Below are 26356 nucleotides of genomic sequence, written 5' to 3'. Positions count from 1 at the left end.
TTGGCTAAATAAAAAGTAAATTTCAACTAAGATATTTTTATAATAATATGATCACCGCGCACAGCGCTTAGTGCATAAAGTACCACCCAAAAAACAATTCATGAAAAACCCTGAAAAAGACCGTTTAGCCCAACAACATACCAAAGAAAAAGACTGGTTAAAATGGGGTCCATATTTAAGTGAACGCCAATGGGGTACGGTACGTGAAGATTATAGTGCAGGTGGCGATGCTTGGAACTATTTTCCGCATGACCATGCCAGAAGTCGTACTTTTAGGTGGGGCGAAGATGGTATTGCAGGTATTAGCGATCGTTATTGCAACATGTGCTTTAGCATCGGTTTATGGAACGACAAAGACCCTATTTTAAAAGAGCGCCTTTTTGGGTTAACAGGTCCGCAGGGTAACCATGGTGAAGATGTAAAAGAGCTATATTACTATTTAGAAAATACGCCCTCGCACTCGTACATGAAATATTTGTACAAGTATTCGCAGAAAGAATATCCGTACAATCAATTGATTGAAGAAAACCAAAAACGGAATAGGAAAGAGCTGGAATTCGAGTTATTAGATACCGGTATTTTCGATGACAACACCTATTTTGACGTTAGCACAGAATATGCAAAAGGTGATGAAACCGATATTTTTATTCAAATTACCATTACAAATAGAAACTCAAAACCAGCCCCTATAACATTATTGCCACAAATGGTGATGCGTAATCATTGGTCATTTAAAAAAATGCCAAAAAAACCGACCATCACTCAAAAAGGGACAAAAGCTAACCCATTTGTTCACATAGACCACCCTTATGTAGGTAAGTACAATCTTTATTTTCAAAAGGCAGCGCAGTTATTCTTTACAGAAAATGAAACTAATAGAGAAAAGGTTTATAAGGATAAGAATGATCATCCGTTTAAGAAAGATTTGTTCCATACCGCTGTCTGCAACAATGATTTTGAGTTAGCAACAAAAAATAATTCAGGTACTAAATTTGCGCCGTTATATCAAGTCATTTTAGATGGTGGAGAATCAAAAACATTCCAACTTCGTTTAACCGAAGAAACACTTGACACACCATTTTCAGACTTTGATTCCATATTCAAAAAAAGACAAAAAGAGTGTGCTCAATTCTATGATGAAATAGCCCCTAAAGCTACCGAAGACCGAAAGGCTATATTAAAACAAGCTTTTGCAGGTTTACTTTGGACGAAGCAATATTACAATTACGAAGTTGAAAAATGGCTAGATGGTGATTACAAAACCACTCCGCCGCCAAAAGAAAGATTAGAAGGTCGTAATAGCCATTGGAAAACATTGCGTAATCACGATATACTTTCTATGCCAGATGCTTGGGAATACCCGTGGTATGCTGCGTGGGATTCTGCATTTCATTGTGCATCGTTCGCCTCTATAGACCCAGAGTTTGCGAAAGACCAGTTGCTATTGTTCACCAAAGAATGGTACATGTCACCTAACGGACAGATACCAGCTTATGAATGGAATTTTAGTGATGTGAATCCGCCAGTTCAAGCATGGGCAACTTTACAAATTTATGGTACCGATAAATCTATAACCGGCGTACCAGACATTAAGTTTTTAAAACGAATGTTCAATAAACTATCGCTCAACTTTAATTGGTGGGTAAATCGTTTAGACAGAAATGATAATAATGTTTTTCAAGGCGGATTTTTAGGACTTGATAATATTGGAGTTTTTGATCGCAGCCATGGTGTACCCGGTGGTGGTATATTAGATCAAGTAGATGGCACTGCTTGGATGGCCATGTACAGCTTGAATATGCTTGAAATTAGCTTGCGTATTGCCGAACATGACAATTCTTATGAAGATATGGCAACGAAGTATTTCGGACATTTTGTATTCATTGCAGAAGCTTTGAACAAAATGGATACTGATAAGGCCAACACTTGGGACGATGCCGAAGGTTTCTTCTATGACCGTTTAATTTTACCTGATGGGCAATCCACTACTATAAAAGTGAGATCTATAGCCGGCATGTTGTCACTGGCAGCTGTTCTTACTATTAAGAAAAGTGTACTAGATAAATTCCCGAAATTCAAGGCAAGTGTTCTTTGGTTTAAAAAATACCGTGCAGAAACACTTAAATATGAGGTGATACAGCAGTATGAAGAAAATGGGGACCTTTTATTATCATTAGTGCCAAAAGATAGAATGCAAAAATTGGTGGCAGCACTTTTAGATGAAAAAGAATTTTTGAGTGAATTCGGTATTAGATCCTTATCGAAGGTGCATGAGAAAGCATATCAAATTCATATCGCCGGAGTAGATTATTCTATCGATTACGAACCTGCAGAATCTACCGTATCGCTCTTCGGCGGTAACTCTAACTGGCGCGGACCAATTTGGATGCCCATGAACTACTTATTCATTCAGGCATTACGTGAATACCAATGGTATGATGGTAATGATTTTCTTTTTGAATACCCAACAGGAAGCTCGAAGTTGCTCAATCTAAAACAAGTGAGTGATGAATTAAGCAAGCGTCTTATAAAGATGTTCGAAAAAGATGCCAATGGTAACCGTGCGATCAACAAGAACTATGAGAAATATTACCAAGACCCTAATTTTAAGGATTTGATTTTATTCTACGAGTATTTTCACGGAGAAAACGGTCGTGGATTAGGTGCAGCCCATCAAACAGGTTGGACGGCCTTAGTCGCCAACCTAATTGAACAGCTAGACGAAAAATAGTTCTAATTCACTATCATAAAAGTTAAGATACCGGCAACATAGCCAATAAACGCCAGCAACGATATATTCTTTAGGTACCACATAAAATCAATTTTAAGGATGCCCATTATGGCAACACCTGCTGCTGATCCAATGATAAGAATACTACCGCCTGTACCTGCGCAAAAAGCCAGCAGTTCCCAGAAATCAGAATCTGGCGGGTAGGTTTCTAAACTATACATACCCATGGTACCAGCAACCAATGGCACGTTGTCTACAATCGAAGACAAAACTCCTATGATGGAGTTAACCGCATAGATGCTCTCAAAATTAGCATCTAACAAGCGTGACATGTCGGCTAAATGTCCGGCGGACTGTAGTGCGCCAACCGCCACTAATATCCCTAAAAAGAATAGAATACTAGGTGTATCAATTCTTCTCAATACATTAGAAATTGCTAAGGTTTTCTTCTCTTCTATAGTCTTGTTTCTGTGTAAAATTTCTGTAGTTATCCACACGATACTCAACCCTAACAATACCCCCATAAATGGTGGCAAGTGGGTAATAGTTTTAAATATAGGTACAAATAACAAGGCGCCAATACCTATAGAAAATACAAGATTTTTATCAAAATTACTCACTTCAAATCCGTGAGAATGAACATCATCAATTTCTGTAGATTTAGCGATATCGCCTTTAAACCGAAATGAAATAATTGTCAATGGCACTAACAAACATACCAAACTTGGTAAGAATATTTCTTTAATAATATGCATAGCGGTTACTTGACCGCCTATCCATAACATAATGGTAGTAACATCACCAATAGGTGACCATGCCCCACCCGCGTTCGCCGCTATAATTAGAAGACCTGCAAACATCCATAAATCTTTCTTTTCATGTATAAGTTTACGAAGTAATGCAGACATTACAATTGCCGTAGTAAGGTTATCTAGAGCAGCAGAAAGAAAGAAGGTCAATAGACACAATATCCACAATAACTTCACACGATTGGTGGTCGTGATCCTATCGGTAATTACTGAAAACCCTTCATGAGCATCAATAATTTCGACAATGGTCATAGCACCTAACAGAAAAAATAAAATTTCTGCAATTTCGCCTAAATTCTCCCGTAGACTTTCGGTTACAAAATGAATAGATTCATCACCTGGCATATCGGCGATGAACACATCTCGTCCTAAAATATAAATAACCCAACACAAGGTACCCGTTAATAAAGCAGTGGCAGCCTTATCAATTTTGACGGTGTGTTCTAATGCAATAAAAAAATATCCAACAACAAAAACAGCAAGTAGCGTTAAATACATGGCGAATAATTAAAAGTTAGCATCAGAAAAACCTAAACCGTATTCTTCGGTAGGGTATAAAATTCCTTTTTCCAATCTAAATATAGAATGATAAGGATCATCAATAATATCTAAATGTCCGTCTAAATCGGCATACACAATATTCGGTCTAGAAAGTGCAAAATGTAATCCGGCAGCGATACCCAATCCGCATTCATCTATACAACCTACCATTGCGTCTAATTTAGCCGCTTTGGCAACGGAGTTGATATGCATACCTACCCAAATACCACCTACTTTCTGTAGCTTAATATTCACCATATCTACACGCTCGTTCTGTGCTAGGCGAAAAGCATCGGTCAATGTTTTTAAGCTCTCATCTGCCATTACGGGTATACTCACCAAATCGGTTACTTCGCCCAGTCGTTCTTCTGCTTCTACTTTTGTAGGTTGTTCAAAAATTTCAATACCTATAGCAGCTGTAGCCTTTACAAACGCAACAGATTCTTTAACAGAGTAGCCCTGGTTACCATCGAAACGTAATTCGATATCAGGGTATTTCTCATGAATCAATCTCATTTTGGCAATATCTTCTTCAAGATCAGAACCGCCCTTTATTTTTAAAATTGTAAAACCTTGTTTCACATATTCACTGGCATACGACAACGTATCATCGATACCCATAATACCAATAGTAATACTGGTAGCAATGTGATTACGAAAACCGCCTAAAAATTTGTATAAAGGCACCTCAGCTTTTTTAGACATAATGTCGAACAAGGCTAAATCTACCATTGCCAATGCCGATGACCTTTTGCCCAATAGCTCTTTTAATTCTAATAACAATAAGGCGTAAGTAAAAGGATCTTTACCCAATAAATAAGGAATAATAATATTCTTTATAGCTTGGGTAACATCACCTGGCGATTCATTGGTAACCACAGGATCAGGTGCTGCACAACCATAACCCACAATTCTGGTATCGGTTTCAACCTTTAAAATAAAATTACTGGTACGGTCAATCGTTTCGTAAGCAATAGTATAGGGGTCTGATAGTTTAAGATCTAAACGCTCAAAAGAAATATTTGTTATTCTCATTTAATTTTCTCCATTAGAAGTGCGATCAAATCATCTGCCCCGTATTCTAGCACATCAAAAGCGGGAAGTTTTGTTTCTAAGGTAATAGCCTTACAAACATCAAGTATTTCACTTTTATCCATGTCTTCATGATTTATGGTAATCGCAATCACTTCTTTACCAGAAATAACCTGAATAGCATTTATTTGCTCTTCTAGCGAGTGCATTTTATAACCAGGGAATCCGTCGTACTCTACTCTTTTTGGTGCATGTTGCAGAATTACATAATCTGGTCTACCGGCAGCAAGAATTTCAAATCCGCCTGGGTAAGCAGGGTTCATTAAACTTCCTTGCCCTTCAATAACAATGACATCTGGATCTTCATTTTTAAAGGCACTTACAACGGCATGTTCAATTTCACCTGAAACGAAATCGTTTATACAACTATCCATCACCATACTATATTTAGCACCTTGCATCCATCCTGTTTGTCCGGTACCGATCATTTCTGCTTTTTTACCTGCATTACGAAATGCATGAACCAAAATCCAAGCAGTAGTCCGTTTACCCAAAGCAGAATCCGTTCCTAATACCGCTAATTTTAAGCAGTCAACTTTTTCAATATCACCTGTAAAAAAGTGTAATTGATCACGATCGGGCGTTTTTCTAATATCTCTGATCTTCACATTCTTCTCTTTGGCCAAAGCCACAAGTTCGGGATCATTGGTCAAGAAATCATGTAAACCGCTATCAACGTTCCACCCTTGTTGTAACGCTGCTTTAATGGTCGCTTTGGCAACTTGTGGCAACCTACCGCCATCTGGCGCAAGACCGATAACCAAATAACTTGGCATATTATTACTTGCCGTAAGTGCTACAATGGCAGCTTCTAAATCTTTATAAACAGGAATACCGTTCGGCCTACCATCTAAAACATCACCGGCATCTCTACCCGCATATTTCTCATCTAAAACACCCACAACTTCATAACGCTCGGTAAAGCGAACCAGCCCATGGGCCGTTTTACCATTCGGAGTATTAAATGCTCCCTCACAATATACCAGTGCTTTACCGTCAATAACTTTTTTCATCTATTTATTTAATTTTTTGCTGTGAGCACTGCCACGAAGCGGTCAGGCTCAAAATTCATTTTTTCGTCTAATTGTAGAAGTCCGATCAAACCCGCTGTCGATGCCGGTAAAATTCGAAATCCTTCCTTTTTATATAAAAGAGAAGTCATCTCTTTTAATTTTTTATCACTAATATTAAAAGCTTCACCTTCCGATTCTTTCAAAGCATATAATGCCTCTTCCCCATCGAAACTATGCCAGTTGATTAGTGGTTCGTTATATTTCGTTTCTTTAATTGCTGCCGGATTCAAATCTTTACAATGATCCAATCCTAACAAAAAGGACTCCACGATCGGGTTCTTATGAGATGATGATGCTGCAATCATTTTAGGTATACGAGAAGTCTTCCCTCTTTTATACAGATTTACGAATCCCCTATAAATTCCTGCAAACAATGTTCCGTTAGAAACAGGTACCGCACAGTATTTTGGCGCATCACCTAAATCTTCGAAAATTTCTTGAGCTATTAGAGCATAGGCAGATATTTGTAGCGGAGTGTTGGCGCCACCAGGGTTGGCATCGTACCAACCATGTGCTGCCGCCAATTTAGAGCTCTCGGTAACTACATCTTCATAACTACCAGGAATACGAATAATCTCTGCGCCCAGACTTTCCATTTCAACCACTCGATCGGTATGGTAACTTTCTGGAATGTAAATTTTACAGGCAATACCTGCTAGATCAGATGCCAGAGCCATTGCCACCCCGTAATTACCACAAGTGGCTAAACTTACAACAGAAAATTCGCGGCGAAGGGCATCATAAAGTTGAGCAAAGGCAATGCGATCTTTTTGCGTTCCCGTAGGGTTGTCGCCTTCGTATTTAAGGTAAAGCTGACGTACATTGAATTCTCGTTCTAAAGTTTTAGCACGGTGCAAACCCGTATCGCCCACTTCTAAACTTATAATATCTTCAAAACACTCTAACCGATCTACTAAAGATTTACTAGTATCTTTAACCATATGGCTAAGTTTACGTGCCTCTACGGACACTTTATTTTCAGCAGTTTTTACGCCGTCTTTAAGATTCATAAGCTATGTTATATTCTATTTTTTAAGGTACAGCATTTATATTAATAATCCTTTTTATAGTATCGTAAACTTTATATTAAAAAAAGGCACGCATAGGTAGTATATAATATGAAAGTATTTAAAAAATTAACACAGAATTTTACGCTATATATGACGACAAGGCGTATTTGTTACATTATTTAAACAGTTTCAAATAGCAAAAATTAACATTTTACTAATCTGTGCATAACCTAAATTTGACTACATTTTTAAAAACACAAAAATCAATGAGATCAACCCAAGTCTTTTTTCTTTTTTCTATCCTATTTTGCGTAAATGTTTTTGCACAAAATGAATTACCTATTCGCATAGATAATGCAAAGATCAAACCTTTACAAAAATTACTAGATAGTTCACTGCAAACCAATTTACGTGATGAATTGGCATCTCACCCAGAATGGAACGATCTTATTATACAAAAGAAAATGGCGGTAGGTCTTGTTGACCTTAGCAACCCAGAGCAAGTTCGTTTTGCCCGTGTAAATGGCAATCATATGATGTATGCCGCAAGTTTACCTAAAATAGCTATTCTTTTGGCAGCTATGGATGCTATTGAGAAAGGTGAATTAAAAGAAACCGCAGAAGTTAAAAAAGATATGCGCCTAATGATCAGTAAATCTGACAATGCCGCATCTACCAGAATGATTGACCGTGTAGGCTATGATAAGTTAGAATCGGTAATGACAGACCCTAAATATGCCTTTTATGACGAGCAAAAAGGAGGCGGACTCTGGGTTGGTAAACGTTATGGCGGTGGTGGTGACACCAATCGCGAGCCACTTAAAAATTTAAGTCACGCTGCAACGGTAACACAAGTTTGTAGGTATTATTATTTATTGGCGAACGGTAAACTAGTAAACCAAAAACGTTCGAAACAAATGTTGGATATTATGGAGGACCCAGAGTTGCACCATAAATTCGTAAACACTTTAGATAAGATTGCACCTAAAGCTAGATTGTTTAGAAAATCAGGTTCATGGCGCACCTACCACTCCGATTCTATATTGGTTTGGGGCGAAGATAGCAACCGAAGATATATTTTAGTAGCCTTGATCGATGATGCCAATGGTGAACAAATTATTAGAGATTTAGTGAAACCAATTGAAAAGGTGCTAAAAAAGCCAGTACTTTAGGTCTTGGAATACAGATTTCCATTTCTTGATGGTAGAAAAACTCATTAAAAAAATATTCGATGTACGTGAAGGCGAGTTCAAAGTATCACTTTGGATGCTCGCCTACATTTTTTTGGTCATCGCCGTTCTGCTTATTATCAAACCTACGGTCAATGCCCTTTTTCTATCAGAATTAGGCATTGAACAATTACCATTTGCCTTTTTATTGGTAGCAATTACCGCAATTGCCACTTCATATTTCTATTCAAAAGCAGTAGCAAAATTTCAGCTCAAAAAAGTAATCGAGGTTACTATTATCAGTTCTATTATTATATTAATAGGCTTGGGCATACTGCTTTCCCTAGATGTCGTGAGTGGCGTGCTATTGTACTTCTTTTATATATGGGTGGCTATTTATGCTGTATTGTCTGCATCGCAATTTTGGGTATTGGCAAACTTAGTGTTCAATATTAGAGAAGCCAAACGACTGTTCGGCTTTATTGGGTCAGGTGCCATTATCGGTGGTATTTTCGGCGGATATCTCACCTCTATTCTAGCCCCACTAATTGGTAATGAAAACTTAATGTTCGTTGCCGCACTGCTCTTATTCTTCTGCATACCATTACTTGGAAAAATTTGGAACATAAGAGTACTGAAAAATGGTAGCGTAAAAAAACACAAGTCGGCGACCAATATTTCAGAACCGCCCATAAAACTCATATTAAAATCTAAGCACCTTACCTATATCGCGAGTATTGTTGCGGTGAGCGTGGTCGTTGCCAAATTGGTAGATTACCTATTTAGTGATTTTGCCTCATCTGCTATAACCGATGCCGATGACCTTACTGCCTTTTTTGCTTTTTGGTTTTCGACCTTCAACCTATTATCGCTTGTTATACAGCTATTCTTTACGCATAGAATTGTGGGTATTTGGGGCGTTGGTTTTTCGCTTCTTCTATTACCCATTGGTATTTTCGGCGGAAGCATTTTGTTTCTTCTATTACCCGAACTTTCTGCCGTAGTGGTTATTAAGGCGATGGATGGTATACTAAAACAATCTATACATAAAAGTGCTTCGGAATTATTGACCCTACCGTTACCCTTCGATTTAAAAAACAGGACAAAATCGTTCATCGACGTCGTTGTAGACAGTTTAGCCACAGGTGTTGCCGGATGCCTTTTAATTTTCGTAGTGCGTGGTCTAAATTTACCGTCATTCTACATTGGTATTTTAATTATCGCCTTGGTTTGTCTTTGGTTGTACTTTATTTACAAAGTTAGAATAGAATATTACAAAACCTTTAGAACCAATTTAGAGGTGTTGACAGATAGTGGTAAGAAGACAAAAAAAATCTCCCATTCAAAAGTATCTATAGTATCTGGCATGCGCACGGTATTTAAAAACGGTAGCGAAGAGCAAATACTTTTCATGCTTGACAAATTAATGGAGATCAATGACAAACGCTTTGCAGATGATGTAGAACTATTGTTAGAACACCCGAACAATAAAGTAAAATTATCGGCCATACAGAACTTGTACTTTTTAAACTCTAAAAGTATGACTGCCGAGGTCTCTGAACTATTAAAGATCGACGATCGAGAATTGACCATTGCAACCTTGGCTTATGTATTAAGTTTCGCGCATAAAGACAAATCGTATGTGTTCGATGCTTATTTAGAACATTTAAATGAGCGAATTGCCATGGCAGCATTGTACTGCTTGGCGAGAGCTGCAAAAAATAATTATTCTTTAAAACAACGTTACGCTTTACTAGACCGCATTTCTGCGGTGTTAAAAAATATTGAAACCAACGAGAAAGATGTATCGTACGTAGAAGCGGTTATCGAAATATTAGGTGTGGCGAATATGCCCATTTTCTATAACAAACTTGTTGCCTTTTTAAAGCATGATAATGTAGAAGTAGTGATGACAACGATAAAGGCAATCGGTACCGCAACAGACCCTACCATGGCGCAATATATCATTCCATTTATTGAGCAGAAAAAATACCGCCCTGCTGTTCTAGAAGGGTTTAAACTATACGGGCAACAGATTTTACCCGTGCTGCGCAAGAATGTACAAGAACGCCTGCAACCGTTATCTATATTGCGGTTTATACCTGCTGCCATGCAATCTTTCCATTCTAAAGAAGCTGTGCATCATTTATTGGCGATATTGACAGACAATGACCTTACGGTTCGTTTAGAAGTTGTTCGTGCACTGAGTGCCATAAGGGCAACTCATCCGCAGTTAAAATTCAATCGCTACAAAGTGGTCTCTGTAATTTTTGATGAATGTAAATTGCATCATCAGACCTTATCGTCTATGCATACCCAAATTATTATATCGTACCGAAATAGAAACAAATCGAAGAAAGAAATTGGCGATGCCGAACGAGATGCTAGAACCAGTTTGTTAGAATTATTGGAACGTCGTTTAGATTCGGGATTAGAACGTATTTTTAAGCTTTTAGGGTTGCGCTACCAGCAAAAAGATGTAGCCATTGCCTACGAAGGGTTATTGAGCGAGAAACAAGAAGCGCAGCATAATGCCATCGAATTTTTAGACAATCTTTTAACGGGAGAATTAAAACGTAAACTGTTACCGATTATTGAAGAATCTGCATTGGATATCTCATCTGAAGAAGAACTTCAAAAAATAAAACACAAAATACCCACAGAATTAGAATGCTTTAAACTGCTATTACAAGGCAATGACCTTAAAATTAAACTTGCCGTATTATACCTGATTACGCAACAAAAAGAACCCCGATATTTAAGTATTGTCGAAAGCCTTCTTAATGATGAAGATCCTAAAATAAGGAGTTTTGCACTAGAGGCATTTGAAGCTATAACTAAAAATACATAGTTTGATTATACAAAGGTGATTCCCTGCTTTGCACAAATTTCGGCTACCTTTTCAAAATCTGGTGGTCCAAGTGGTAATTCAGCGAGTTCTATAAACATCAATTCAATTCCCGCAGGTAGTGCAGAAGTAATCATTTTAGCTTTTTCCGTACCTACTACCTTCCAAGTATGTGGCACTCCTTTTGGGGCAAAAGCAATATCTCCTGTTTTTAATACTATAGTTTCTCCGTCAATAATAATTTCGACTTCGCCTTCAACGACCCTAAAAATTTCATCTTCTTTCGTGTGTACATGGGGAGGAATACCAACACCAGGTTCTACATTATCTACCCATTCAAATATTTGATTGTTCGTTTCTGTCCCCAGTAATTTATGCGTTTGAATATCCCCGATTACATCGAATACATCTCCATCTGCATCTCGAATTACTTTTGGTTCACTATTTGTTAAAAGCATCGTATCATCATCTTGTTTTTTACAGTATATAAACCCTGAAAACAATGCATAACTAATTCCTGCCCCCGATGTCTTAATAAAATTTTGTCTGTCCATGGTTATATTTTAATACCAAAGTAGGTATTTAGTATCCCCACTAAAATGTGAAAAACACGGTATAACCCTAGAATTTAGGAACTCATACTCTTTCTTAAGATAGATGGCGTTGCACCTGTATGAGTTTTAAAAAAATAACTGAAATAATCTGGCGTTGAAAACCCGAGATCATAACTTATTTCTTTTATGGTTCTATTAGTGAATTTTAAAGCATAACGTGAACGAATTAGCAACTGCTCAATAATAATACTTTTAGAGCTCACGTTCAGCACTTCTTGAACACACTCGTTTAAATATTTGGTGGATATATTTAAGCGTGAGGCATAATAACCTACTTCATGAGAAGCTTCGATATTTTGATCAACTAACTGCTTAAAAGAATATACAATATTCGCTTTGGTATGATTCATTTCAATGATAGACTTGATGTTACATTGACCATCACAGTACACAAAGAAGGTATTCAATAAAGAAATCAAAGCATCTTCTTTATTGTTTAAGTGAGAACCTAAAAGCTCATCTATCATTTCCAAAATAGCTTGAGTTCTTTTCTCGATACCAGGACTCAATTTAAACAATGGAATGGTATCAGTGTTAAAGAGCCTGACTTTATTGATGTGCAGTTTACTCAATAAAGGATGACTTAATACCTCTTGCGATAATTGCAATAAATAGCCTGCATTTTCAGCATCTTCTTTGACATACAATTTCCATTGCACTTTTTTATCCAAGAAAAAAATAGAATTTGAAATATTAGCGTAAAGAACACCATCTATTTCAATTCCTTTTATTTCATCTTTGATCCAGCAAACGGTATAGTCAGAAATATTAGATTCGTGGGAAACATTTTTGACTATTTTCGATATGTTTATGGTATCGTTTTTCATCAGTAAAATGTTGATTTAATAAAAATGGCTATGTAAAAGCACACAGCCAATTATCTAATATACAATATTTTACAATACATTAAAACTATGAGTTATCTTCCAACTCCATAATCAGATTAGCTACCAATGCAGTCCACCCGGTTTGGTGTGATGCTCCAAGACCTTTACCGGTATCCCCGTCAAAGAATTCATAAAAGAAATGCTCCTTTTTAAAATGTTCGTTTTTTGTAAACACTTTTTGGTCATCATCTGAGTGATACACAAATTTACCATTGGCATCAGGTCCGAACAATTTAATCAATCGTTTAGAAATCTCATTTGCAATCTCGTTCAAGTTCATTTTTTTACCTGATCCTGTCGGAAACTCATACACATATTCCTTACCATAATACAAGTAATATTTACGTAGCGACTGTACGATCATATAATTTAAAGGCAACCAAATTGGTCCACGCCAGTTAGAGTTACCACCGAACATATTAGAACGGCTCTCGCCAGATTCGTACTGAATTTGGTGATGCCCGTTATGCTGAAATATATATGGGTGCTCTTCATGATATTTAGAAAGTGAACGAATACCATAATCTGACAAGAATTCTTTTTCATCTAATAAACGAGCCAACAATTTCTCTAATCTAAAACCACGCATAATGGAGAATAGATAATTACCATCTGAATTAAATTCTTCAATATTCGAAATTAAGGACGCCAGATCTGGTCGTGTACGCACAATTTCTGCAGCTCGTACTTTGAAATTCTTTAGTTCATCGAATAAATCTTTATGAATAATCTCTACTGCGAACATGGGTATAATACCAACCAAAGACCTTACTTTTAATCTGTCGGTTTTACCGTTAGACATTTCTACTACATCATAATAGAAATTATCTTCATCGTCCCATAGCGAAATATCTTTTTGTCCAATATGATGCATTGCCCAAGCGATATTCAAGAAATGTCTAAAAAACTTGGCAACACTATCCTCATAATTAGGGTTAATGGTTGCCATTTCTAATGACATGCGTAACATATTCAAGGTAAACATTGCCATCCAACTAGTAGCATCTGCTTGTTGCATACGAGTAATACCTTCGGGCATGTGGTTACGGTCAAAAACTCCGATATTATCTAAGCCTAGAAATCCGCCTTCAAAAAGGTTGGTTCCACTTTTATCCTTCTGGTTTACCCACCAGGTAAAGTTCACCAATAATTTCTGGTAGGCTTTTTCAAGAAAATTAAAATCTCCCTTGCCGTTGCGTTTTTTGTCCTTTTCATAAACCGTCCACACTGCCCAAGAATGTACAGGTGGGTTTACATCGCTAAAATTCCATTCGTAGGCCGGTATTTGTCCGTTAGGGTGCATATAACTTTCCTTAAGCACCAACAGTAATTGCTCTTTTGCAAAATAAGGGTCAATTTCTACGAATGATGCCATATGAAAAGCAAGATCCCATGCGGCATACCAAGGGTACTCCCATTTATCTGGCATTGAGATAACATGACGATTGGTCAAATGCTCCCAATTAGCGTTTCTAGAATCTTTTCTATATGGCTTTGCTTCGCCCGGACCGCCAAAAAGCCATTTATAAACATCGTAGTAATAGAACTGCTTCGTCCAAAGTAAACCGGAAAAGGCTTTTTTGGCGATTTCTTGCTGTTGAACAGGTAGTTGTTTATTCAAGATATCCCCATAAAACTCTTCACACTCTTGAATTCGTTTTTCAAAAATAGCATCGTAACTTCCCCAAGGGTCGGCAAGTTTTCTTTTACTAAGGCGGACTTTTATTGTTTTCTCTTCTCCAGATTTTAGGCGGAGTTTATGCCAAACGGCGAATTTTGATCCTTTTTTATCAGGATTTACCGAAGCTTGCCCATCAATTACATGATCATTGATACCATCTTTTACATAATCGACCTCATTAGGTACACCGTAAATACGTTGGTTGTTCGTTTCGTTTTCACAGAACAGTTGATCACCATTTTCATGATAAAAATAGTAACGCCCATTTCGCGTGCTACGAGATTGTACCGAATTATCTGAAATAGATTTCATCTCAGGACGTTCAAACCTCTTATTATGTTTCCAGAAATTACGAAACCATAAATGCGGAAGAACGTGAATATTCGCAGCTCTCGGACCTCTATTTATAACTGTCACTTTCATTAGAATATCACCAACATCTTCTTTGGCATATTCAATAAAACAGTCGAAATACGTATTATTCGTAAACGCCTTGGTATCTAAAATCTCATATTCAGACTCCTCACGACTTCTACTTTTATTCTTTTTTACCAGCTCGGCATATGGAAACTTCTTCTGCGGATACTTATATAGATATTTGGCGTACGAATGCGTAGGCGTTGATACCTGATGAAAATAAAGTTCTTTTACATCTTCACCATGGTTACCTTCATCATTGGTTAAGCCGAACAGGCGTTCTTTTAAAATAGAATCTTTTCCGTTCCAGAAAGCAGGCGCAAGACATAGAATTTCTCTAGAATCGCAGAATCCGCCAATACCTTCTTCTCCCCATCTATAGGCATTACTACGTGCTTTGTCATGACCAACAAAACTCCATGCATGCCCTTCGGGACTATAATCTTCTCTTACCGTACCCCATTGGCGCTCTGCCAAATAAGGACCCCATCTTTTCCAGTTTTTATAATTATCCTCAACGGCTAATCTTTGTTCCTCAGCATTCTTATGGACCATAAAATCTTTTTCAATTATAACTATCTTCTTTCAAACTCAACTGCGCAAAGAGCAAATAAAAAGTTTGACAAATTTAATGTCCTACGAAAGACAAAACGTTAAAAATACTATTTGTTATAGTATAAGATTGATTAACGCATTCAACAAGTGAATAGTATTACTTAATCGCAACTATTCAACCAATTACATTGTTAACTTGTTAAAGTTAATACTGTTAAACTGTTAACCTCACAATTAATAATGCGGAAGAATATAGGCATTTTATAACATATTGTTATAAATTATATCGATTGACTTTAGAAAATAAAAAAAAGTGGTGAAATTAAATTCGCCAAGGGGGATTCAGTCTATTCTCACCACCATAAAATAATATAAGTTGATTACCGTCCAGGTCTTTTAAACGTGCCTCTCTCCACAACCACCTTTGATCTGTTGGTTCTTGATCAAATTGTATTCCGCTATTTTTAAGATGCTCGACCTTCTCATCAATATCATCACATTCAAAATAAACATATACACCATCTCCTTCAGGTAATTTAGCGACTAGGTGAATAGAAAAAGTTGAGTTCCCATCAGGACATTCAAATCTTGCATAATTAGGAAGCGATTTTACAATCAATTTTAATCCTAATTTTTCATAGAATGATATTGCTTTCTCGACATTTAAAGAAGGAACAGTTATTTGGTTTAGATTCATACAAGCAATATAAAATTATCACTTAAAACATAAAAACTAAAACTGCTCTTTAACCAATTCCATATTAATTACTGCACCTACCATAGTACCCGATGCTACAGAGTTTGCTAATGAACGCATCTTTATACTATTATCGCCACAAGCGAATACACCTTCAATTGTAGTTTTGTACATGCCATCAACCTGAATGTAACCTTCTTCATTTAATTCGCAACCCAATGCATCAGGTATATCGCTATGCTGAACAAAAGGCAAGGCAGCGTAGAGTACATCGTACTTTTCTTTACTTCCGTCTTCAAAAACGATATTGTTTACATACCCGTTCTCATGTTCAACCTCAACAATTTTCTTCTCTAGGACATCGATATTATTATCTTTTAATTTGCTCAATTGTTCTGAAGAAAAAGAAGCTGGCTCATTATTCAGTATACGAATATCTTTGGTAAGATTGTTTACCATAGGTGCTAAATGATAGGCGCGCTCACCGTTTGCTATAATACCTGTCTTTTTATTTCTAATCTCATAGCCATGACAATATGGGCAATGAACAACAGAGATACCCCAACATTCAGCAAAACCCTTTATGTTGGGCATGATGTCTTTAATGCCGGTAGCAAAAACTACTTTTTTAGCGGTATACGTTGCTCCCGTTACCGTGCTAACAGAAAAGCCATTTTCATTCTTTGAACCGCCAACTGCTTTGTCATCTATGAAGCTTACAGTCTCATATGCTAAAACTTGAGACTTTGCTATCGCACTAATCTCGCTGGGGGTTTTACCATCTTGTGTTAGAAAATTATGTGAGTGTGGTGTTTGCCTATTACAAGGCTTACCGCTATCAATTACCAATACTTTTCTTAACGACCTACCTAAAGACATCGCTGCTGCTAAACCAGCGTAACTACCACCTACTATGATTACATCAAAATTATTTGTTGCCTGCATATTCTTTTAATAAAATAGATTTAAATGAATTATTCCATTAATACTGACTAGTAAAACGCTACATGATTTGGCTTCACCTAACTCATTATTGCAACTCAATCGCATTAATAATTATCGGCAAATATATAAATAATTTGTATTATTGCAACTCAATCGCATTAAAAGATAATTTTATATGAAAAGAAGAAATACAGCAACAAAAGATGCCGTGCTTTCCGTTATAGAAACTTCTGGCAAAGCCATGAGTCAAACTGCGATTGAAGAGAAAATAGGTGTTGCCATAAACAGGGCAACTATTTACCGTGTTTTGAATCGTTATTGCGAAGACGGAATTTTACATAGAATTGCTGCAGACAATGGTAGGCAATATTTCGCCATATGTGTAAAGTGCGATAAAGCTGAAGAATCTCCACATCATTTTCATTTTAGATGCGAGAAATGTGATACTATAGAATGCTTGCCTATACCTGTTAATTTCGCTCTGCCCAAAGATTATCAACTAACACAAGTAAACTGTGTGCTTTCTGGAGTTTGTAAAGATTGCGCTTAATATTAGCTCATTAAGAAGTAGTGTTACCCACCTTGTCCGTTCTCTAGGTTGATAGAAAAATAGTAATCAACCACAGTATAGAGTATCAATACCAATAATTGAAGAATTAATAGGTAACCCGCTTTTTTCTTCAAGAAAAACAGGGTTGAAAAGACGATTAAAAACAAAATATTAATAGTCATAAAAATCGGGAAGATGACCTCTTTATAAAACCGGTCAAATTCTGTCAAATGATCATCTGGGAAACCTACCATAGCATTTGTATAATATAATAGACCAACTACAATCAGACTTATAAGAATACCAATACCAGCAAATTTACGCTCCCTTATTATTTGCATACTACACTACTTTAGTTTCTGTCTTTTTATAAACCAGTTCAAGAATAAAACAAAAAACAATAATACCCAATGCGGTTAACACCCCTACTTTATTCTCAGAAAACTGCTGAATAATTAATGTCGTAAAAGCCAATAAACAAAGTACACTCGCCAGCAAATGAACATAACTTCTAGATTCTAGTTCTTTGTGCCTTTTGTAACCAATATAATTAACGATACAAAAAATCAACAAAAAGCCTGCACTACCAGCTGTTGATATACTTTTCAGATTAAACAGATTAACCAATGCAATTGACAGCAATGCCGTTATTAAAAACCCTACAGGTTTACCCCAGAACATATGGCAAAAATACTTCGGCAACTCGTCGTCTTCTGCGATGTCATAATTAACCCTGCCACTACCTAATACAGTAGCATTAATTGCCGAAAAAGTAGAAATCAAAGCCGTAACGGTCATTACGGTAAAACCAATTTGCCCTAAAGTTGGCTCTGCAGCTTTTGCCAACACATAATCTTGGGCATCTGCTATTTGATCAAATGGCAAGGCACCAACGGTTACAATAGCAATTAGAATATACAATATGATTACAAAGCCAACAGCACCAAAATAAGCCTTGGCCGTATTCTTCTCTCTATCTTTTAAATCGGCTACGGAATTTGCAATTAATTCAAAACCCTCATATGCAACAAAAATGACCATACCACCAGAAAGTATGAGCATGGGGCTCTCCCAGTTTTCGGGTGATAATTGTTGTAAATTTTCTGGATGAGCAGATAACCCATAGAAACCTACACCAATAAATGCCACCAGAATACATAGTTTTATGATTACTGCCATAGACTCTATCTCACTAACCAGCTTAACGCTTAGATAGTTGATGAGCAGTGCAATTAGTAATATGGATGTTTGAAATATACGTGTGTCGATTTCTTTTGAACCTGAAACCGAAAGTAATTCGGTCGCATAGGATCCAAATGCCGATGCATAGAGTGCTAGCATAACAATGTAACTGATCCATAACAGGTTATTGATACCACCAGCGAAAATTCCGTTTCCAAAATGTTGATGTACAAACTTTACTGTACCACCATTTTCTGGATATTTCTTTGAAAGTTTAGCATACGAATATGCGGTTAGCAATGCAATTATACCTGCCCAAAGAAATGCGACCGGTGTTGCACCTTTAGCCAAGGCCACCGCAAGCCCAAGAACGGCAAAAATACCGCCACCGACCATACCACCTATTCCTATAGAGATAGCATCTTTGAGTCCGATTTTCTTATCCATTTTTCTGTTCTTTATATCATATTATTAATTGCGCACATCAGTTTCTAGAATGGCGTACTCAAAACTATCTGACCATCCGGTTTGCAACGGGAGAATCTTCCGCTTTCGACCTTCTTGTTTCATCCCTACTTTTTCCATCACTTTTGCCGAACCTATATTAGCTACTGCACAGCCTGCTTCTATTCGATGTAGCTGAAGCACATTGAATCCGTAGTTCAAAACCGATTTTAAAGATTCTGTTGCATAACCTTTATTCCAATAATCGAGATGTAATTTATACCATACCTCAGCCCTCTTATATTTTTAGGACCTAATCTTAATCCGAATAAACCAATAAATTCACCATTCGTTTTATGCTGAATAGCAAAGGTGTAATTTCTGATTTCTGTAGCGTTATTATCCTCAATCCAAGGTGTTATGACCTCGAGAGTTTCTTGTAAATTTTCAGGAATACCAAGAGTATTAAACTCGTCTGTTTCTGGAAAGGAATGTAAGCGATGAATAACTTCTACATCTGCCACCTCAATTAGCCTTAATTCTAATCGATCCGTTTGTATTTCGAGTTTATTCATTGCTGAAATGATTGGTATTGAAACTATAATTATACCTTCAAATATAAGTGTTGAAGATTTTAGTTAACAGGCAAATAAATGACAAAAGTAGAACCTTCGCCTTTCTTACCAATGGCATGAATATAACCATAATGCTTTTCAACTATCTTTTTACAAATGGAGAGGCCGATACCTGTGCCAGAATATTCGTTTTTTGAATGCAACCTTTGAAAGACCTCAAAAATATTACTAGCAAACTCAGGCTCAAACCCAATACCATTATCAATAAATGATATTTTGTAATAGTACTCTGAATTCTTACTAAAGTTTTCTCTAATTTCTGAATTACGCACTTTTTTAGAGCTAATGATTATTTTGGGAGCTACATCACTTTTGCCGTATTTGATAGAATTACTGATCAAGTTCGTACATAATTGCTCTATCTTAAAAGGTATGCCCTGAATAATTGGCAAATTCTTGTATGAAATAGAAGTATTCGTTTCTTTAATGAGCTGCGATAGTTCATCTTCGATTTTTAGAACAGTTTCATTCAAAGAAATACGCTCAAATTCTGAGTTAATTTTATCTATTCTTGAGTATGAAAGTAAGTTCTGTATCAATTCTCGCATTCTAAAAGTACCGGATTTTATTTTTCCGAAATAATTTTGAATACTAGCGGGCATGCTTTTTTCACCCTCATCTTCTATTCGAGAAATAAACATTTGAATTTTACGCAAAGGCTCTTGTAGATCATGACTTGCCACTCTATTAAAAGACTCTAGCTCTTCATTACTATGCTTCAATTTTTCATAACTATCAATAAGCGCCCTATCTTTTTCTACACGGGCGGTAATATCCTGCACAATACCCACCGAAACAGGTCTATTATCTATTTCAACATATTTGCCTTTTAGATCTAAATGTTTTACCCCTTTTTCTATAGTTTGCACACGATATGCAAAAACAGTAGATGCACCTTTCTCTATGTCGTTAGTACTTAAAGATTCGAAAATGGCAACATCATCTGGGTAAACAAATTCTTTATAAGAGTTAAAGGTTACCTCAAAGCTATTGGGCTCGACCCCAAGAATTCTATAAAAATTATCAGAAACCGTTGCTGTACCGTCATCTAAATACCAAATAAAACTACCGACACCAGCTACATTTTCAGCTTCTTTAAAAATGGTATTCTGTAAACTAAGATTATCATTGAGCTTTTGAAGATTTTTTTCTGCCTCTTTAACCTTTGTAGTATCCCAAGCGGTATTTGTAATTCCGTTAGCAGATTTTACAATGGTATTGAAAATGTATTTTTTTTCACCCTCGAAGGTATACACACTTTCATGCTCTTGAATATCGCCGCTTACATAACATTCTTTCATTAAAGCAAAGAGTCCATTCTCCAAAACCATTGGGTACATCTCTAACAAAGAACTGCCAATAATATCATCTTGTTCTGACCCTGTTACTTTCTCAATAGCATTAGAAGTATACCTAAATTGAAAATCGACAATGTTCTTATGTGCATCTAGTATAGGTTCAAAATGGCTAATAACATTGTTCGAACTTTTATAGACACCCTTTAAAAATTCTTCTGTTTCTTGTAATTTTTTATTCTGAATAAAAACCTGACTATTTACTTCTTGGATTTCACCTTTCTGCTTGTATATACTTATAAAGCCGATTAAAAAAATACCCAATGCCGTTAGCGCAACTAATAATGATGACATTGGCGTTAAGAACGATTGCGAGGTGTATTCCTCTTTACGCGAAACCATTAAATAGTTCTCTTCAGCGAGCATTCTATCTTTTATGATCTGAGACTCCGCCACAATTTTCGAAATCCGCTGATGACGCTTATAGCGCAAACCGTTATAATTAATAACAATACTATCTTTTACTTGTATACTATCAGGAGCTTTAGTATCATCATCAATGGCGGTAGTATCTATTTCAACCTTAATTTTATCTCGTAAAAGTTGTAACGCCTTAACGCGTTCTTGTTGGGCATCGTTGTCTGTAGTAAGTGTATTCAGCCTATCTAAAGACTGACCCATTTCTGTGACCACAATGACAGAAAGATTACTCTCTTCGGCTCCAAAAAGTTTTCTAAGCTGAATGGCCTCTACTTCTAAAAATTTAGAAGAAAGTTCTACAATGGTATGCTGTACCTCAAGCGTATGAGAAACCAAGTCTCCTGTTTTATGAAGTCTATTCACTTGCTTGTACCCTACACTAACTGTGTACAATAACAAGGCAATTGCCAAAACCAATAAAATAACATAGGTTTTTGTGGAACCAATAAAGGACTTTAACTTCATCATGGTCTCTCTAGAAAATAAGCTTGCCATTTTTAGTAACAGGTTTAAAGGGGGTATTACCGATCATTAAAATTTCAATGAATGAATATACCTCATTTTGGCATGATCATATTCAAATTTTCAAATAAATATGAAAATGAATTTGCATAACTTTCATATCTGCTGAAATACCACAAACCACCTGCGAGAATAGTGTAGTGAAGAATTCGAAATTCAATCAAAAGAAAATCCCCATTACGATGATCATCGAAATGAGGATTTTTAAATTATAAATTTTCTATTTAATCTTGAAGAGCCAATGCATCTTGTTCTTTTTCAGCACTTTTCTTCTGCTCCTCTACTATGTCTTGAATAAACTCATCTATTTGATCTTTTGTAACATTAGGCATACAAATAACATGGGTAATATCATCGGTCGCTAATTGCCATTTCTTTTTAATGGCATCGGCAACTTTAGGCAGTACAACGGTAATAGCCCCTTCATTCTTCCATGCATTAACGCCTATTTTTAGCAGCTCTTGCTTACAATATTCGGCAGTTTCTAAACTATGACGGTAACGCTCTTCTAAACCTTTAACGCCCATTTTCTTTATGGCGTACCACAGAAACAGTGGACTATGTCCGTTTCTTGATCCTGTAATGGTAGTGTCTAACGAGCCTATATATGAAATACCCCTTGCTATTCGATCTCGTAATGAGCGTTTAGCAATAATGACACCTGAAGGAAACGGAGACCCAATAAATTTATGACCACTGATTGAAATACTATTTGCACCATCTTGAAAATCGAACGGAATACGAGGCTCTATAAAAGGTCCGTAAGAACCTGCCAAAGCAGCATCGCAATGTATATAGTGATTTTGAATAGCCAATTTCTTTAAAATTCTTTTCACCTTAGAAACATCATCCTTAGCTTCGGTCATTGTCGTACCAAATGTGGTTAGAATAATAGCCGGTTTATCTCTGTTCAATTGCAAGGTATTCTCTAAATCATCATAATCTAGCTCGCCATTCTCTTGTGCCCTAATCGTAATACTTGGTAAGTTCAATAAATGAATATTTTTCTTTACACTGTAATGTGTAGATTCAGAAAAATATACCATTGCCTTTGGATGAGATTCTCTTGCCAAATACAAGCCGTACAAGTTACTTTCAGACCCACCATTTGTTACATACCCCCAAAAATCATTAGAATCTGCTCTGTATAATTTTGCAAAGAAATCGACCACTTCACGCTCCATTTCATGTGTTTGAACCTTATACGTATTATCTTCATAAGGATCACCTACGTTATTTATAGGATGCTTTAAAAACTCGTATAATCTTGAATAATCAAAATCTTTTGCAACTGGGTAACCTATAACCCTATCTTTCTCTTGAATTAGCTTGGTTAACAGCTCATCTATCTGTTGTTCATTATTCATATTCGCTTATTTAAGTACACGTATTTTAATACTGTAAAATTACAATTACTAATAATAAATTACTCTATATAAACTAAATACAGAATATTGAACTGATATACTTAATTTTACAGTTTTAAATAACTGTTTAATTCATTATTGATTTAAATAAAAGAAAAATAAACTGGTATGGATACGATTGATGGTAAAATATTGATGCAACTTCAAGAAAATGCAAAGCAAAATACTAAAGAAATTGCGGCTAAAGTAGGATTGAGCGTTACTCCTACTTACGAAAGAATTAGAAAGCTAGAACAGCAAAAAATCATTAAAGCCTATGTTGCCTTACTAGATAGAATGAAAATTGAAAAGAAATTAATCGCCTATTGCCAAGTGACCTTATCGAAACAACAGAAGAAACTGGCAGACAGTTTTAAAGAGCAGATTTTATTATTACCCGATATTATGGAATGCCATCAAGTATCTGGTAATTTTGATTACTTGTTGAAAATCGCTTTAGATGATATAGCGGAGTTTCATGAATTTATGAATGAAAAACTGTCTATTATTGACGGTATTTCTACCATACACAGCTCGTTTGTATTGAATTCTGTAAAAGATAGCACTGCTTATAATTTGTAACAAAAGGGAGAAAGAAGAGCTAAAGAGTTATAATGGCTGATTTGTTAACCTCTTTTAGTCTTCAATTACGGAAAAGATCACCTCTTTAAATTCCTCAGAGTCATCAACATCAAAAGGAATTGGTTCAAGATACGCGTGAAATTCATCATATATTTCTCCGGTCTTTTTTTTGATTTTATAGCTCGACTCTTGAGCATCAGATACTACTTCAATAGCATAAAAGTCCACATTATCACGAATTATCATATCATCTTCAAATCCATCTAAATTACCAATCGCTTGTTTTACAAAACTGATATGCTTTTTGATATCTTCTGTTAAGTTGAAATAAGGAATTGCTCGTTCTGTGGTAAAATTGTAAGGATTAGCAACGGAGTTTTTATATGTAGTTTGCGTAGTAATATTCACCCCTACATCAAAATAATTGATCTTATTTATAGGAAGGTATTTATATTGATTTCTAAACGAAACATAAACTTCCTCGCCATTTGACAAGACCGTAGCTGATGTAAAGTTTTCAAGACTTATAGAACCGCCAATTGAATTTAAGGCTGATGCTACTATAGCATCTTTACCCAATTTAAGTATCTCTGTAACCTCTTTCGACATTTTAGGATTTTTTTCTTGCGTTTGCTGCGCATGACAAACTGCAGCTGTTTGCATTAATAAAATAAGAATAAGGCTTGTGATAATTTTCATGTCTTATTCTTTTATTGAAGGGTTATCTAATTCACTATTCCCTACGTTGTAATTAGTTCTTTTTTTTGCCATTTCGTTTATGGCGAACCCAATTACCCAAAATAAAAATCCAATGAATTTTAGAAATTGATAGTCCGATAGAATTTCAGACATTTCTCCATTAGAAAGTCGGGAGCCTATTCTTGCTAGCACTCCAATTCCGAAAAAAATATATCCAATAATTTTAAAAATTTTTCCAATATTCATAAAAGAGAAGAAGTTTACTACTTATTGGTATAAAAAAGAATCTATTCGTTACAATTTTCGAAATAAAACTTGCTCAAACAAATGCTATCGTTTGTATGTAAGAATGGTTGCGAGTTATCTTACGCGAATTTTTAGAGGAAAATGAGCTACGGTAAACTTGTAACTACCTAGAGTTAAGTCCAAAATTGAGCAATTGTATTAATACTACTTAAGCATGATTCACATCATATTGCTGGTATATTCAGCAAGAAGAATAGAGAGAATTAATGTTATAGATTCTCTTAGCCTAAAAAGTTATTGTCTCAGGCTAGAGAAGAATTTGGTTGATTTTATCTCGGTTCTTTTATGTGCTTTCGTTATTTTTCAAGCTCTTGCTCAATTTCTTTTATAATGGTCTCAATTTCAGTCTTTAAACGTCCAAATAACTTTGATCCATTCGTTACTCTAGCCGATAAATAGTAAGCTAAAAGATAATTTTCAAATTCAGCTGATTCGAATATTTGTTTGTTATCTATCTTTTCGGAAATTGACTTGAAATCAAAATCCATATATCCTATATCCATCACGAGTTTTCGTATACTTCCTTTTTTATAAAAAATAGTACGTAAATTTTCTTCTGTGAAATCCATTGCATTTAACTGAATGTTTAAATAATCCAATGAGCTATTAAAAGAGGCTATATTTTGTCTTAAACTTTTATTCAAAAGGATATTGAGCTTACCTGAACTAATGATATCTTCTAAAACTCCTGTTGCAGGTATATAGCTAATTGAACTACCGAAAACAGGAGCGAACTTTTGAGAAATCCTCTGACTACTGACTGTGTCAAGCACATTTTTGTCAAATAAATTTAATAGATATTCAAGTGACGCTATACGTTGCTCATTTTCTTGAATAGAAGCATTTATTATATTCAAGTTATTTGTAAATTCTGTCTGTATAGATAATAAATATTCTTTCTCTAGACTTCTTTGTTCGTTGTAATTATTGTTATTATTAATCTGTAAAGCTATTAAAATACCAATAACAACAAGTATAATTTCTCCAACAGCATAAAGCAGATATTTACTGAATTTATTTTCAGTCAACATTTTTCGTCTAATTTTCCTAAAGAATTTTATCATTGATGTGGTTGGTTTTAATGAAGCGCAACATGCAAAAAATTGCAATCGATGTAATAACTAAGAAAGATACAATTTTCAATTAAAATCTATCTATATAGTTGATTTAAAAGCAAATAACACTTG

General features: G+C 35.8%; 22 protein-coding genes and 1 pseudogene. 5 read left to right on the top strand and 18 right to left on the bottom strand.

All coding sequences use genetic code 11. The features are described from left to right. Positions 1-100 precede the first annotated feature (100 nt). Positions 101-2731 (top strand): MGH1-like glycoside hydrolase domain-containing protein, encoded by a 2631-nt coding sequence (locus CLV90_RS06155; protein WP_133686597.1) that lies wholly within the window; start codon positions 101-103, stop codon positions 2729-2731. A 2-nt stretch (positions 2732-2733) separates the two neighbouring features. Here the strand turns inward: CLV90_RS06155 and nhaD are convergent, their stop codons facing one another. From nhaD to CLV90_RS06135, 4 genes are read right to left on the bottom strand one after another with little or no spacing between them, the layout of a single operon-like run. Then, entirely contained in the window at positions 2734-4038 is a 1305-nt protein-coding gene (nhaD, locus tag CLV90_RS06150) for a sodium:proton antiporter NhaD (protein ID WP_133686596.1), read from the bottom strand. Positions 4039-4047: 9 nt separating this feature from the next. After that, positions 4048-5115 carry a mandelate racemase/muconate lactonizing enzyme family protein gene (locus CLV90_RS06145; protein ID WP_133686595.1) on the bottom strand — a complete coding sequence of 356 codons (1068 nt, stop codon included), beginning with the start codon at positions 5113-5115 and terminating at the stop codon, positions 4048-4050. Beyond that, positions 5112-6185 (bottom strand): DUF1611 domain-containing protein, encoded by a 1074-nt coding sequence (locus CLV90_RS06140; protein ID WP_133686594.1) that lies wholly within the window; start codon positions 6183-6185, stop codon positions 5112-5114. Before CLV90_RS06140 ends, CLV90_RS06145 begins: the two co-directional genes overlap by 4 nt. Positions 6186-6193: 8 nt before the next feature. Continuing rightward, entirely contained in the window at positions 6194-7255 is a 1062-nt protein-coding gene (locus tag CLV90_RS06135; protein ID WP_133686593.1) for a pyridoxal-phosphate dependent enzyme, read from the bottom strand. Positions 7256-7521: 266 nt separating this feature from the next. Between CLV90_RS06135 and CLV90_RS06130 the strand changes: the two genes are divergently transcribed. Both CLV90_RS06130 and CLV90_RS06125 read left to right on the top strand, forming a co-directional pair. Beyond that, positions 7522-8427, top strand: a complete 906-nt coding sequence (locus tag CLV90_RS06130) for a serine hydrolase (protein ID WP_133686592.1) — start codon at positions 7522-7524, stop codon at positions 8425-8427. A 28-nt stretch (positions 8428-8455) separates the two neighbouring features. Then, a complete protein-coding gene (locus CLV90_RS06125; protein ID WP_133687031.1) occupies positions 8456-11275 on the top strand; it encodes a hypothetical protein in 2820 nt (939 codons plus the stop codon). Positions 11276-11280: 5 nt separating this feature from the next. Here the strand turns inward: CLV90_RS06125 and CLV90_RS06120 are convergent, their stop codons facing one another. The 5 genes from CLV90_RS06120 to CLV90_RS06100 form a co-directional block, all read right to left on the bottom strand. Next, complete coding sequence (locus CLV90_RS06120) at positions 11281-11826, bottom strand: cupin domain-containing protein (protein WP_133686591.1); 546 nt, start codon at positions 11824-11826, stop codon at positions 11281-11283. 74 nt (positions 11827-11900) lie between these two features. Continuing rightward, a complete protein-coding gene (locus tag CLV90_RS06115; protein WP_133686590.1) occupies positions 11901-12713 on the bottom strand; it encodes a helix-turn-helix domain-containing protein in 813 nt (270 codons plus the stop codon). An 85-nt stretch (positions 12714-12798) separates the two neighbouring features. Beyond that, a complete protein-coding gene (locus CLV90_RS06110; protein ID WP_133686589.1) occupies positions 12799-15426 on the bottom strand; it encodes an MGH1-like glycoside hydrolase domain-containing protein in 2628 nt (875 codons plus the stop codon). A 322-nt stretch (positions 15427-15748) separates the two neighbouring features. Next, the gene (locus CLV90_RS06105; protein ID WP_133686588.1) at positions 15749-16123 is read right to left on the bottom strand and encodes a VOC family protein; all 375 of its coding nucleotides are present in this window, start codon (positions 16121-16123) and stop codon (positions 15749-15751) included. 36 nt (positions 16124-16159) lie between these two features. Beyond that, entirely contained in the window at positions 16160-17068 is a 909-nt protein-coding gene (locus CLV90_RS06100) for an NAD(P)/FAD-dependent oxidoreductase (protein ID WP_133686587.1), read from the bottom strand. 175 nt (positions 17069-17243) lie between these two features. On the opposite strand from CLV90_RS06100, the gene CLV90_RS06095 reads away from it, so the two are divergent. After that, a complete protein-coding gene (locus CLV90_RS06095) occupies positions 17244-17618 on the top strand; it encodes a Fur family transcriptional regulator (RefSeq protein ID WP_133686586.1) in 375 nt (124 codons plus the stop codon). A gap of 23 nt (positions 17619-17641) precedes the next feature. Here the strand turns inward: CLV90_RS06095 and CLV90_RS06090 are convergent, their stop codons facing one another. The 6 genes and pseudogenes from CLV90_RS06090 to CLV90_RS06070 form a co-directional block, all read right to left on the bottom strand. Then, positions 17642-17959, bottom strand: coding sequence for a hypothetical protein (locus CLV90_RS06090; protein ID WP_133686585.1), 318 nt, complete (start codon positions 17957-17959; stop codon positions 17642-17644). 1 nt (position 17960) lies between these two features. Then, positions 17961-19247: an APC family permease gene (locus CLV90_RS06085; protein ID WP_133686584.1), complete on the bottom strand. Its 1287-nt coding sequence runs from the start codon at positions 19245-19247 to the stop codon at positions 17961-17963. 24 nt (positions 19248-19271) lie between these two features. Then, a pseudogene (locus CLV90_RS19530) lies at positions 19272-19478 on the bottom strand (GNAT family N-acetyltransferase); the annotation flags it as partial. After that, the gene (locus CLV90_RS19525) at positions 19475-19819 is read right to left on the bottom strand and encodes a GNAT family N-acetyltransferase (protein ID WP_279586543.1); all 345 of its coding nucleotides are present in this window, start codon (positions 19817-19819) and stop codon (positions 19475-19477) included. The pseudogene CLV90_RS19530 and the gene CLV90_RS19525, both read right to left, overlap by 4 nt. Positions 19820-19878: 59 nt before the next feature. Next, complete coding sequence (locus CLV90_RS06075; RefSeq protein ID WP_133686583.1) at positions 19879-22149, bottom strand: ATP-binding protein; 2271 nt, start codon at positions 22147-22149, stop codon at positions 19879-19881. 251 nt (positions 22150-22400) lie between these two features. After that, positions 22401-23543: a histidine decarboxylase gene (locus tag CLV90_RS06070; protein WP_133686582.1), complete on the bottom strand. Its 1143-nt coding sequence runs from the start codon at positions 23541-23543 to the stop codon at positions 22401-22403. Between the two features lie 168 nt (positions 23544-23711). On the opposite strand from CLV90_RS06070, the gene CLV90_RS06065 reads away from it, so the two are divergent. Next, positions 23712-24164, top strand: coding sequence for an Lrp/AsnC family transcriptional regulator (locus CLV90_RS06065; protein WP_133686581.1), 453 nt, complete (start codon positions 23712-23714; stop codon positions 24162-24164). A 54-nt stretch (positions 24165-24218) separates the two neighbouring features. On the opposite strand, the gene CLV90_RS06060 is transcribed toward CLV90_RS06065, so the two are convergent. From CLV90_RS06060 to CLV90_RS06050, 3 genes are all read right to left on the bottom strand, one after another. Continuing rightward, the gene (locus CLV90_RS06060; protein WP_133686580.1) at positions 24219-24863 is read right to left on the bottom strand and encodes a hypothetical protein; all 645 of its coding nucleotides are present in this window, start codon (positions 24861-24863) and stop codon (positions 24219-24221) included. A 3-nt stretch (positions 24864-24866) separates the two neighbouring features. After that, positions 24867-25109 (bottom strand): hypothetical protein, encoded by a 243-nt coding sequence (locus tag CLV90_RS06055; protein ID WP_133686579.1) that lies wholly within the window; start codon positions 25107-25109, stop codon positions 24867-24869. 356 nt (positions 25110-25465) lie between these two features. Continuing rightward, complete coding sequence (locus tag CLV90_RS06050) at positions 25466-26233, bottom strand: DUF6090 family protein (RefSeq protein ID WP_208295099.1); 768 nt, start codon at positions 26231-26233, stop codon at positions 25466-25468. Positions 26234-26356 lie beyond the last annotated feature (123 nt).

This window comes from Maribacter spongiicola (genome assembly GCF_004364165.1).
Lineage (GTDB): Bacteria > Bacteroidota > Bacteroidia > Flavobacteriales > Flavobacteriaceae > Maribacter > Maribacter spongiicola.
Note: the sequence above shows the minus strand (reverse complement) of the source record. Positions and strands in the feature narration are given on the sequence as shown.